The sequence below is a fragment of the Streptomyces sp. NPDC060184 genome (assembly GCF_042728795.1).
In the GTDB taxonomy this organism is placed as follows: Bacteria; Actinomycetota; Actinomycetes; order Streptomycetales; family Streptomycetaceae; genus Streptomyces.
Genome location: NZ_JBHWYX010000088.1, coordinates 1 through 10399 on the forward strand (window position 1 = coordinate 1; position 10399 = coordinate 10399).

General features: G+C 74.4%; 10 protein-coding genes. 8 read left to right on the forward strand and 2 right to left on the reverse strand.

What is annotated here, in order from left to right; translation table 11 throughout:
• The first annotated feature begins 134 nt into the window (after positions 1-134).
• Positions 135-1127, forward strand: a complete 993-nt coding sequence (locus ACFWEE_RS32325; RefSeq protein ID WP_386894765.1) for a helix-turn-helix transcriptional regulator — start codon at positions 135-137, stop codon at positions 1125-1127.
• 48 nt (positions 1128-1175) lie between these two features.
• Complete coding sequence (locus ACFWEE_RS32330) at positions 1176-1697, forward strand: DUF4240 domain-containing protein (protein WP_386894781.1); 522 nt, start codon at positions 1176-1178, stop codon at positions 1695-1697.
• A 37-nt stretch (positions 1698-1734) separates the two neighbouring features.
• On the opposite strand, the gene ACFWEE_RS32335 is transcribed toward ACFWEE_RS32330, so the two are convergent.
• Positions 1735-2337 (reverse strand): GNAT family N-acetyltransferase, encoded by a 603-nt coding sequence (locus tag ACFWEE_RS32335; RefSeq protein WP_386894767.1) that lies wholly within the window; start codon positions 2335-2337, stop codon positions 1735-1737.
• Positions 2338-2392: 55 nt separating this feature from the next.
• On the opposite strand from ACFWEE_RS32335, the gene ACFWEE_RS32340 reads away from it, so the two are divergent.
• Together ACFWEE_RS32340 and ACFWEE_RS32345 are read left to right on the forward strand one after the other, a co-directional pair.
• Positions 2393-3292: a TIGR01777 family oxidoreductase gene (locus tag ACFWEE_RS32340; protein ID WP_386894769.1), complete on the forward strand. Its 900-nt coding sequence runs from the start codon at positions 2393-2395 to the stop codon at positions 3290-3292.
• A gap of 243 nt (positions 3293-3535) precedes the next feature.
• A complete protein-coding gene (locus tag ACFWEE_RS32345; protein ID WP_386894771.1) occupies positions 3536-4882 on the forward strand; it encodes an NAD(P)/FAD-dependent oxidoreductase in 1347 nt (448 codons plus the stop codon).
• A gap of 36 nt (positions 4883-4918) precedes the next feature.
• On the opposite strand, the gene ACFWEE_RS32350 is transcribed toward ACFWEE_RS32345, so the two are convergent.
• A complete protein-coding gene (locus ACFWEE_RS32350; protein ID WP_386894773.1) occupies positions 4919-6646 on the reverse strand; it encodes a regulator in 1728 nt (575 codons plus the stop codon).
• Between the two features lie 291 nt (positions 6647-6937).
• Here ACFWEE_RS32350 and lipB point away from each other — a divergent pair, with 291 nt between their 5' ends.
• The 4 genes from lipB to ACFWEE_RS32370 all read left to right on the forward strand — a co-directional run bounded on the left by lipB (position 6938) and on the right by ACFWEE_RS32370 (position 10183).
• The gene (gene lipB / locus ACFWEE_RS32355) at positions 6938-7741 is read left to right on the forward strand and encodes a lipoyl(octanoyl) transferase LipB (RefSeq protein WP_386894775.1); all 804 of its coding nucleotides are present in this window, start codon (positions 6938-6940) and stop codon (positions 7739-7741) included.
• Positions 7742-7935: 194 nt separating this feature from the next.
• The gene (gene lipA / locus ACFWEE_RS32360; protein ID WP_386894777.1) at positions 7936-8916 is read left to right on the forward strand and encodes a lipoyl synthase; all 981 of its coding nucleotides are present in this window, start codon (positions 7936-7938) and stop codon (positions 8914-8916) included.
• Positions 8917-9255: 339 nt separating this feature from the next.
• Positions 9256-9465, forward strand: a complete 210-nt coding sequence (locus ACFWEE_RS32365) for a hypothetical protein (protein ID WP_275496181.1) — start codon at positions 9256-9258, stop codon at positions 9463-9465.
• A gap of 10 nt (positions 9466-9475) precedes the next feature.
• Positions 9476-10183: a DUF4191 domain-containing protein gene (locus tag ACFWEE_RS32370; protein ID WP_386894779.1), complete on the forward strand. Its 708-nt coding sequence runs from the start codon at positions 9476-9478 to the stop codon at positions 10181-10183.
• Positions 10184-10399 lie beyond the last annotated feature (216 nt).

The following is a 10399-nucleotide window of genomic DNA, read 5'->3' on the forward strand; positions in this document are numbered from 1 at the left end:
ACGCTCTGCGCTTTGTTTGTGGGGTGTTGTTTTTTTTTTATTGCTGTTGGCGGGGGCCACCTCCGGAACACCGGAGGGGCCACGGCGTTCCGCGTACGCTCCCCCGGCCCTCGCGCACCGACGAGAATGGGGGTATGCGCGCGGCCCGACTGATCACCATGGTGCTGCTCCTCCAGTCCCGTCCCGGGATGACCGCCGCCGAGCTGGCGGCGGAGCTGGAGGTGTCGGAGCGGACCGTCGCGCGGGACGCCGCCGCGCTCTCCGAGGCGGGCGTCCCGGTGTACGCGGAGCGCGGCCGTACGGGCGGCTACCACCTGGTCGACGGCTACCGCACCCGTCTCACCGGTCTCGCCCGGGGCGAGGCCGAGGCGCTCTTCCTCTCCGGGCTGCCCACCGCCCTGCGGGACCTGGGTCTCCAGGACGCCGCGTCCGCCGCCCGCCTCAAGGTGGCCGCCGCCCTGACGCCCTCGCTGCGGGACACCCCGGACACGGTGGCCCGGCGCTTCCATCTGGACGCCCCGGGCTGGTTCCAGGAGCCGGTCGCCCCGGCGCTGCTGCCCGTCGTGGCGGAGGCCGTCCGCGACGACCTCACGGTCCGGGCGCGCTACCTCCGGGACGGCGCCGAGGTGGACCGGGCCCTCCTGCCCTACGGGCTCGTGCTGAAGGCGGGCGTCTGGTACCTCTGCGCCCGGGTCGCGCAGCCGGGCGACGCACCGGCCGCCCCGAGCGGCTTCCGGGTGTACCGGGTCGACCGGTTCGTCTCGGTCGAGCCGGACGGCGGGCGGTTCGAGCGGGACGCCGGATTCGACCTGGTCTCCTTCTGGGCCGCCCGCTCCGCGCGGTTCGCCCGCTCCCTGCTCCGTACCGAGGTGACCGTACGGATCTCCGGTGCGGGCGCGCGGCGGCTCCCGCACCTGGTGGACCGGGCCGCCGCCGAGGAGGCGCTGGCCGCCGCCGGACCGCCGGACGGCGAGGGGCGGCGGACGGTCACCCTGCCGGTGGAGTCGCAGGAGGTGGCGTACGAGCAGTTGCTGGCGCTGGGCGCCGAGGTGGAGGTGCTGGCACCGGCCGCGCTGCGCGCGCGCTTCCGCGAGGCGGCGGGCAGGATGCACGGCCTCTACCGGTAGGGGGCTCCGCGTGCGGGGGCCGCCGCCTCGGCCGATGCTGGACCCGTGATGGACGAGACGGAGTTCTGGGAGCTCATCGACACCACCCGCGAGGCCGCCGAGGGCGACCCCGAGGAGCACGCCGAGCTGCTCGTGGAACGGCTGGTGCGGCTGGACCCCGAGACCGTGCTCGACTTCGCCCGGCACTTCGAGGCCCGCTACCACCGCGCCTACCGCTGGGACCTGTGGGGCGCCGCCGCCCTTCTGCTCGGCGGCGCGAGCGACGACGCCTTCGACTACTTCCGCTGCTGGCTGATCGGCCAGGGCCGGGAGGTGTTCGAGGGCGCGCTCCAGGACCCCGACGATCTCGCGGAGCTCCTGGACGACTTCGACGAGGAGGCCGACGGGGACGGCGAGGAGCTGGGCTACGCCGCCGACGAGGCGTACGAGCAGCTCACCGGTGTCGTCTCGCCGGACCTGGGGCTGCCCCCGCAAGCCCGCGAACCGGCCGGGGTCCCGTTCTCGTTCGAGAACGACGAGGTGCTGGCCGCGCGGCTGCCCGCGCTGTGGGAGCGGTTCGGCGCGGACTGAGCCGCCTCGCGCACCGCTCAAGCGCCGCCGCGGGCCCTCAGAGCGCGCGCCCCATCAGCACGTCGTCGACGTACCCGCCGTTCAGGAAGAACTCGCCCGGCAGTACGCCCTCCACGGCGAACCCCTCGGCGGCGTAGAGCGCGCGGGCCGGGGTGTTGTGGCCGAGGACGCGCAGGGTGATCCGGTTGGCGCCCTGGCGCCGCGCCTCGGCGAACGCGGCGCGCAGCAGCGCCCGCCCGATGCCCAGGCCGCGCGCCCGTCCGTCGACGGCGAGGCCCTGGATCTGCCGGACGTGCTGGTGGCAGGCGAGCGGGGTGGGCGCGACCAGGCGGAGGTATCCGGCCACGCGCGGGACCGCCTCCCGCACGACGCGCCCGCCCTCCGGCGCCGTCCCCGGCGCCGTCTCCGGCGCCGTCTCCGGCGCCGTCTCCGGCGCCATCTCCGGCACAGCCTCCGGCACCGTCTCGGCGACGAGGATGTCGCGGGGCGAGTGGCGCTCGTCGAAGAACGGCGGGTACGGCGGCTGCGGGCGGGGCTGCACGGCGTGCAGGGTGGACCAGGTTTCCCGGTCGAGCGCGGCGAGCGCGGCCTCGTCGGAGAGCAGCGCCGGGCGTATGGCGTGAAGGCGGAGCGAGGACATGGGCGTCACTGTGCCATGACCGTCTCCGGCACGGTCCATGGGGCAGGATGGGCGCATGGAGCGCTCCCGCATCGCCGTCACCGGATCGACCGGACTCATCGGAGCGGCGCTCGTGCGCTCGCTGCGGTCCGACGGGCACGAGGTCGTCCGCCTGGTGCGCAGGCCCGCGAAGGCCGGTGACGAGGTCCGGTGGGACCCGCACCGGGGGTACGTCGACGTGGCCGGGCTGGTCGGCTGCGACGCGGTGGTCCACCTGGCGGGTGCCGGGGTCGGCGACCACCGGTGGACCGAGGCGTACAAGAAGGAGATCCGGGACAGCCGGGTGCTGGGCACCGCGGCGGTCGCGGAGGCCCTCGCCTCCCTGGACACCCCGCCGAAGGTCCTGGTCTCGGGTTCCGCGATCGGCTACTACGGCGACACCGGTGACCGCGCGGTCGACGAGAGCGCCCCGCCCGGCGAGGGGTTCCTGCCCTCGGTGTGCGAGGAGTGGGAGGCCGCCACGGCGCCCGCCGAGGAGGCCGGCGTCCGGACCGCGCACGCGCGCACCGGGCTGGTCGTCGCCTCGGGCGGCGGCGCCTGGGGCAGGCTCTTCCCGCTGTTCAAGGCGGGGCTGGGCGGGCGGCTCGGCAACGGCCGCCAGTACTGGAGCTTCATCGCCCTGCACGACCACGTCGCCGCCCTGCGCCATCTGCTCGACACCGAGGCCCTGTCCGGGCCGGTGAACCTCACCGCGCCCGATCCGGTCACCAACGCGGAGGTGACGGCGGCGATGGGGCGGGTGCTGCACCGGCCCACCTTCTTCACGGCCCCCGCCCCGGCGCTCCGCCTCGCGCTGGGCGACTTCGCCGAGGACGTGCTGGGCAGTCAGCGGGTGGTCCCGCGCAAGCTGCTGGACTCGGGCTTCGCCTTCGCCTTCCCCGGCGTCGACAGCGCGATCCGCGCGGCCCTGGACTGAGGTACCCGTCGCCCCGAGCGCCTGCCCCGCCGGGCCGGTGCGCAGGGCCGTGCCCGGGGCACGTGCGCTCGGCACGTGCGCGGATCGCGCGGGCGGGCCCGTGCGACCCCGTGCACCGGTGCCTTCGCGCGGGCGACTGTCCAGGTATCGGCCATCCTCCTAGCCTCTTTGGCGAACTCGGGCATTCCGGGAGGCAGTCGGGGGCATGAGCCTCCCACCGCTCGCACGACTCGGGGAGGGCATGTGCGCAAGCCTGCACACCACGCGGACGTGGTCATCATCGGAGCCGGTACAGCCGGCCTGTCAGCCGCCCACCTTCTCGTACGGGCGGGGGTGAGCGTCAGCGTCCTGGAGGCGACACCGCGCATCGGCGGCAGACTGGCCACGGACGAGGTGGACGGGTTCCGGCTCGACCGGCTCGGTCCGCTGCTCGGCAGCGTGCCGGAGGAGTTCGGGGACATCCCGGGGCTGGCGCCCCTGGCGCTCCGCGCGTTCGATCCGGCGGTCGTGGTCCACAACGCCGGGCGCCGCTATCGCGCCGGTGGCATACGAAGCACCAGGGGCGCGTTCAAACCGGCGCGCGCCCGTTCGAGCGCCCCCGTGGGCGGCGACCGTGCCGCTCCCGCCGGCCGGGGCGGGGCGGTCGGCGAAGCCCTCGACCGCGCCCGGCTCGGGGCGTCGCTGGCGCGGCTGGCCTCCACCTCCACGGCCCGCATCATGGCCAAGCCCGACCGGGCGGCGGAGGCGGCCCTCGCGGCGCGCGGGCTGCCTGCCCGCACCGTCGACGGCTTCCTCCGGCCGCTGCTCGCCGCCCTGCTGAGCGATCCCGAGCTGCGGGTATCGAGCCGGGTCGCGGAACTGGTCCTGCGCGACTGGGCACGCGGTCGCCTCCGGGTTCCCGAGGGCGGTTCGGCGGCGCTGCCCGAGCTGCTGGCGTCCGCGCTGCCGCCGGAGACCGTACGTACGAACGTCCAGGTGACGGCCGCCGACACCACGTCCGTGCGCACCAAGGAGCACGGCGAGCTGAGCTGCCGCGCACTTCTGGTGGCCACCGGCGCGGGGGCCGCCGCCGAGCTGCTGCCGGGTCTGCGGGTGCCCGGCTTCCACCCGGTGACGGTGGTTCACCACTCGGCTCCGGAGGCTCCCCGGACGGGCGCCTCGCTGGTGCTGGAGGCGGGCGGGGCGGGGCCGGTCGCGTACTCGGCGGTGATGAGCGAGATCGACCCCACCCGGGCGCCGCGGGGGCGCGCGCTGATCACCTCCGCGGTGCTCGGCACCCCGCCGCCCGGTCTGGAGCGCGCGGTGCGCGGTCACCTGGCGGCGCTGTACGGGACGCCCACGGACGACTGGGAGCTGCTGGCCACCCATCACACCGCCGAGGCGGTCCCGGTGATGACGCCGCCGCACGATCCGAGCCGCCCGGTGCGGGTGCTCGCCGGGCTGTACGTGTGCGGCGACCACCGGGACACCAGCACCCTGCGGGGTGCACTGCACTCGGGCCGCCGCGCGGCGGAGGCGATCCTGACCGACCTCCGGGCGGGTTCCGGGTACCTGCCGGAGCCGGGGACGACGCTGTCGGGGGCCGCCTGAGCACCTTCCCCGTCCGGGTGGGGCCGGTCGCGTCCCTCAGCCGAGGGCCGCGATCTGCTCGCGGTACCCGCGTACCGCCGCCGCGTCGCGGTAGGGCTCCAGCCTGCGCTCGAACTCGCGTACGTACTCCGTCGCCCGGACGGACCGCATCTCCCGTGCCTGCTGGGCCGCCTCGGCGCCCAGCAGGCACGCCTGGTCGAGTTCGCCGAGCCCGAGCCGGGCGGAGGCGAGGACGACCCGGCAGAAGAGCCTGCTCCGGGCGTACGCGGGTGCGCGCAGCTGGAGCGAGCGCTCCGCGTGCAGGGCGGCGGCCCGGTACTGCTGGAGGTCCCGGTGGCAGTGCGCGAGCTCGTCGGCGAGCTGGGCCTCGTCGAAGTTCCGGGCCCAGTGGGGCGCCTCGTCGCCGGGGCGGGCGGCCTCCAGGGCGCGTTCCGCGCGCGCCAGCGAGACGGCGCACGCCCGCGCGTCCCCGAGCACGCCGTGCCCGCGCGCCTCCACCGCGTGCAGCAACGCCTGGACGGCCGGGGGCGCGGCGGAGCCCACCCCCTGCTGGGCCACCCGGGCGAGCTGGACGGCCTCGCGGCCGTGCCCGAGGTAGACCGCCTGCCGGCTCATGGTGATCAGCACGTAGCTGCCGTACGCCCGGTCCCCGGCGGCCTGGGCGAGCCGCAGGGCCTGGACGAAGTACCGCTGGGCCAGCCCGTGCGCGGCGATGTCGTACGAGGTCCAGCCCGCCAGCCGGGTCAGGTCCGCCGCCGCCGCGAAGAGCCGGCGGCCGGTCGTCTCGGTGTAGTGGCCCCGGAGCATCGGCTCGGTCTCGTGCTCCAGGTACCGGATCAGGGCCTGGCGGGCGTGTCCGCCGCCGTAGGCGTGGTCGAGCGAGCGGAAGAGCTCACCGACCGAGCGCAGGGCCGCCACGTCGCCGTTGCCGACGCGCTGGCCGGACGCCCGCTCGGTCTGCCGCTGGCGGGGCACCGCGGGGCGCGGGGTTCCGGGGCCCGTGGCCGCGCTCCCGTCGACGGCCCCGCCCTGCGCGTGGCCGGGCGCGTGGCCCGGGGCGGGGCGCTGACCGCCGATCCGGGCGCCCACGACGGGGGTCCCGGGGCCGTGGGCTCCGGGCACACCCCCTCCGGGGCCGGCGGCGCCTCCCGGTCCGGGGAGGGTGCCCGTCCGGGTGCCCGCGGCCCGCGCGTCCCGGAGCGGGCCGGCGGCGGGGGCGGTACCGGGCCGTCCCGGCCGGGCGCTCTCACCGTGGGGCCCCTGGCCTCCCGCGGCGCCGGCGGCCGGGACCGGGTGGTCGCCCCGGGAGACGGACTCGTCGGCCTGCCCGATCAGCCAGTCCCGGCTGGGGACCACCAGCCCGGCCGGGGTGAAGGCGATCTTCCGGAGGTCCGCCTGGTTGCCCGAGTCCTTGCGCCAGAGTCCGCTGACGATGTCGACGGCCTCGGCCGGGGTCGAGGCGAACTCCAGGCCCGCGTAGACGGGCGCGCAGGCGTCCAGGCCGAGGTCCTGGGCGGTGAGCCGGCGGCCGAGGCGCCGGGTGAAGACCTCGGCGATCAGAGCGGGGGTGGTTCCGCGCGGCTGCTGGCCGCGCAGCCAGCGGGTCACCGAGGTCTTGTCGTACCGCAGGTCGAGGCCGTGCTCCAGCCCCAGCTGGTCCACCCGTCGGGCCAGGCCCGCGTGGGAGAAGCCGGCCTCCGCGATGAGCGCGGCGAGTCTGCGGTTCGGGGGATGCGGGGTGCGCTGCGGGGGTCGTTCCGACATCTGCGGTGCGGTCTCCTGCCTTGCCTGGGCCGGGCGTGGCAGCCCTTGGGGAACGGCGCGAATTTAGCGGCCCCAGGAGCGGCCCCGGCGGCGTTCGCTCCACGTTCATCCGATCGTGTGAGGAGTACCGATCACGCTGACGAAACGACCTGCCGGACCGTCCGGTCCCGGACGGTCGTACAGTGATTCGGGCGCGATCAGTGTGCACGGTGACCGCGTTCCGCGCACGGTGACGACGGGCGGGAGGCACCCCTCCGGGCTCCCCGTCACCACGAGTAGGGAGGCATCGCCGTGAGCGAGCTGCGATTTGTCCGGCTGGGTTTCGGCCCGGAGGCCGTCGAGTACACGGAGGCCTGGCAGAAGCAGCGCGAGCTGCACGCCGCGCGGTTCGAGGACACCGTCCCCGACACCTGCCTGCTGCTGGAGCACCAGTCCGTCTACACGGCGGGGCGGCGCACCACCGACAGCGAACGGCCGCTGGACGGCACCCCCGTCATCGACGTGGACCGCGGCGGCAAGATCACCTGGCACGGTCCGGGCCAGCTCGTCGGTTACCCGATCCAGAAGCTGCCGCGCCCGGTCGACGTCGTGGCGCACGTGCGCCGGCTGGAGGAGGCGCTGATCCGCGTCGCCGCCGAGTTCGGCGTCGCGACCAGCCGGGTCGAGGGACGCAGCGGGGTCTGGGTGCTCGGCGACCCGGTCGAGCAGCGGCCGTCGCTCGGCGGCCTGTCGCTGGACTTCGACCCCCGGCTGACCGACGAGGAGTTCGACCCGCGGCTCAACGGCCCCGAGTACGCCCCCTCCAACGCCGGGCAGCGCCGCGAGGACCGCAAGCTGGCCGCCATCGGCATCCGGGTCGCCAAGGGCGTCACCATGCACGGCTTCTCGCTGAACGTGAACCCCGACAACACCTCCTTCGACCGGATCGTGCCGTGCGGCATCCGCGACGCGGGTGTGACCTCGCTCGCGTACGAGCTGGGGCACGACCTCACGATCGCGGAGGTCCTCCCGGTCGTCGAGAAGCACCTGCGCGACATCCTGGAGAACGCCGAGCTCGCCCCTCGCGAGGTGGCGACCGCTCCCGCCACCGCCTGACCGGCGGCGGTCCGGGGGCCGTCGCAGGAGCCCCCGGACACCGCCGCGGGCGTACGCCGTCCGCGCGGTTCGGCCGTACGGGGAATAGCCCCCGTCGGCCACAGGTTGGCCGGACGTAGGGCCGTGCGAATGACGGGCGTACCCTGGTGTTCGCCGAAGAATCCAATGCAGTGAAAGCAAAGGGGAGTGCCGGAGTGTCCGCTGTCGCACCCGACGGGCGCAAGATGCTGCGCCTGGAGGTCCGGAACAGCCAGACCCCCATCGAGCGCAAGCCCGAGTGGATCAAAACCCGGGCGAAGATGGGCCCCGAGTACAACCAGCTGCAGAAGCTCGTCAAGAGCGAGGGGCTGCACACGGTCTGCCAGGAGGCGGGCTGTCCCAACATCTTCGAATGCTGGGAGGACCGCGAGGCCACCTTCCTCATCGGCGGTGACCAGTGCACCCGGCGCTGCGACTTCTGCCAGATCGACACGGGCAAGCCGCAGGCGCTCGACCGCGACGAGCCCCGCAGGGTCGGCGAGTCCGTCGTCACGATGGACCTGAACTACGCCACGATCACCGGCGTGGCCCGCGACGACCTGGAGGACGGCGGTGCGTGGCTGTACGCGGAGACCGTCCGCCAGATCCACGCGCTGACGGACGGCCGCGAGGCCGGCCGCACCAAGGTCGAGCTGCTGATCCCCGACTTCAACGCCGAGCCCGCGCAGCTGGCCGAGGTCTTCTCCTCGCGCCCCGAGGTGCTGGCGCACAACGTCGAGACGGTCCCCAGGATCTTCAAGCGCATCCGCCCCGGCTTCCGGTACGAGCGTTCGCTCGACGTCATCACGCGGGCCCGCGAGGCCGGCCTGGTGACCAAGTCGAACCTGATCCTCGGCATGGGCGAGACCCGCGAGGAGGTCAGCGAGGCGCTCCAGGACCTGCACGACGCCGGGTGCGAGCTGATCACGATCACGCAGTACCTGCGCCCCTCCGTCCGGCACCACCCCGTCGAGCGCTGGGTGAAGCCGCAGGAGTTCGTGGAGCTGAAGGACGAGGCCGACGCGATCGGGTACTCCGGTGTGATGTCGGGCCCGCTGGTCCGCTCCTCGTACCGCGCCGGGCGCCTCTTCCAGCAGGCGATGGCGGCCCGCGACGCGGCCGGCGCCGGAACGGCCGCGCACACCGCGTCCGTGTGAATCCGGGCACAGGGCATTACCGGGCGGCAGCCGCCCGGCGGAGGCGGCCCGTACGCTCCCCGCAGGTGGAGGACGCGTATGGGCCGCCTCGACGTGCGCACGGCCCGCATCAAGGTTTCATTGGTGTTTGACCGACCGGTCATGCCCTGGTAACACCGGGATGTGACTCTGGTCCCAGAGCAGTGACCCCGGGTCCCGGAGCCGGTGATACCGGCCCCGGAGCAGTTCCAGAGCAGCGATCCCGGGTTCCGCGGGCCCCAGTGGCCGAACCCGCTGTCGCGCCCGTTTCCCGCACCCCGTTCCGCGCCGCGCGCGGACCGCCCCGAGAGGGAACACACGATGCAGGCCGCGCCGGTACGTGCCCACACCCTTCCGACCGTCACCCACGCGCTGCGCGCCGTGGAGTCGCTGCTGCTGAGCGGCGGCCAGCGCACCGCCCGCCGCAACGCCTGGACCGCCGTCCTGGAGGACCGCCGCCGCGCCAGGGACCGGGTCGAGGCCCAGCACGTACTGGAGGCCGTTGCGGAGCACCGTTCCTCGGCCACGTAAACTTCTTTGCATGGCGAGGAAGGCAAACACTGAAGGCGCGGACAGCGCCGAGAACGCGGGGCGGCTCAAGCAGATCGCCCTGACCTACAAGATGACCCGGCGGTCGGACCCGAAGATCGGCCTCGTGCTCGCGGGGCTGGGAATCGTCGTCTTCGGCGTGATCCTCGCGATCGGCTTCGCGATCGGTCACCCGCTCTACCTGGGCATCCTGGGCTTCGTCCTGGCCGTCCTCGCGATGATGATCGTCTTCGGACGGCGTGCGGAGGCGGCGGCCTTCGGTCAGATGGAGGGCCAGCCCGGTGCCGCGGCGGCGGTGCTGGACCGGATCGGACGCGGCTGGACCACCACTCCGGCGGTCGCGATGAACCGCAGCCAGGACGTCGTCCACCGCGCGGTCGGCAAGGCCGGCATCGTGCTGGTGGCCGAGGGCAACCCGAACCGGGTGAAGAGCCTGCTGGCCGCCGAGAAGAAGCGGATGGCGCGCATCGTCTTCGACGTCCCCGTGCACGACATCATCGTGGGCGACGGCGAGGGCCAGGTGCCGCTGAAGAAGGTGCGCACCAAGATGCTGAAGTACCCGCGCGTCCTCAGCGGACCGCAGGTCACGGCGGCCAACGACCGCCTGCGGGCGATGGGCGACCTGATGAGCAACATGCCGCTGCCGAAGGGCCCCATGCCCAAGGGGACGCGGATGCCGCGCGGCGGAAAGATGCGCTGACCCGCGCTTCGGGGGACACCACCTCGTAGGACGACCGCTCGTAGGGCGCTTCCCTCGTGGGACGACCCTCCTGGGGCGCTTCCCTCGTAGGACGCTTTCCTTCGTAGGACGCTCTGCTCCACTTTTCTCGCCGCGCGGGCGCGGCACACCGCATCGCGCGGACCGCGCCCAGACGTCACACCTCACATCAGAGGGGCGGCCCGACCCGACCGGTCG